This window comes from Methylobacterium sp. WL103 (assembly GCF_008039885.1).
Classification (GTDB): domain Bacteria; phylum Pseudomonadota; class Alphaproteobacteria; order Rhizobiales; family Beijerinckiaceae; genus Methylobacterium; species Methylobacterium cerastii.
The window spans coordinates 1-873 of the sequence record NZ_VRUX01001047.1 but is presented as its reverse complement, the minus strand read 5'-3'; the positions used below and the strand labels follow the sequence as shown (position 1 = coordinate 873).

At 71.7% G+C, this 873-nt stretch carries 1 protein-coding gene and 1 pseudogene; both read left to right on the top strand.

The window, feature by feature from the left end; all coding sequences use genetic code 11:
- Positions 1 to 453: DUF2059 domain-containing protein (locus FV222_RS27670; RefSeq protein WP_147816370.1), on the top strand; the 453-nt coding region annotated here is incomplete at its 5' end.
- Between the two features lie 78 nt (positions 454 to 531).
- Positions 532 to 873: pseudogene (locus FV222_RS27665) on the top strand (O-antigen ligase domain-containing protein); the annotation flags it as partial.

The window sequence follows — 873 nt, the reverse complement described above, 5'->3', positions numbered from 1 at the left end:
CCCGCCGCGCCGGCCAACCGCGGCGCCCCGACGATCAGCGCGAACCACCTCGCGCTCGCCCGCGAGGTGATGCTGAGCTCGGGCATCGCCCGCTCGTTCGATTCGATCATTCCGGCGTTCGCCGACCAGATCAAGCAGCAGTCGGTGACGCGGCCCGAGCTGGCCAAGGACCTCGACGAGGTGCTGCGGTCGCTCAACCCGGAGATGGAGCTGCAGAAGCAGCGCATCATCGACACCGCCGCCCGCATCTACGCGACCAAGCTGACCGAACCCGAGCTACAGGACATCGCGACGTTCTTCCGCTCGCCCGCCGGCAAGCGCTACGTCGAGACGCAGCCGCAGATCCTCGACGAGATGGTCCAGGCGATGCAGACCTGGACCCAGGAAGTCTCGGAATACGTCATGGTCCGCGTGCGCGCCGAGATGGGCAAGCGCGGGCACCAGCTCCAGTAGGCCGTAGGGCTGTCCGCAGAACGCGCCGTGCATCCGTCCCGACGCCTCTACGCGGCCGGCGCCGTCGCGCTCGCGGCGATGCCCTTGGCGATGGCGCTGGCCAACCGCTCGAGCCCCCTCGTCGTCGGCATCGCGGCGTTGCTGTTCCTGGCCGGGCGCTGCCTTGAGGATGCCGGCGCGGTGCGGCGCCTGCTGTTGCCGCCGCTCGCGACGCCGCCGGGCCTCGCGGCCCTGGTGTTCCTGGCCTGGTGCGCCGCGACGCTCGCCTGGACGCCGTTTCCGGCGCTTTCCCTGCGAATGGCCGGCGAGTTCGTGCCGACCCTCGTCGCCGCCTACCTGCTGGTGCGCCTCGCCCCTGGGCGCATGCCGGGCTTCGCCGCGCCGCTCTCGGCCGCGATGGTGGTGCTCGCCGGGCTGACC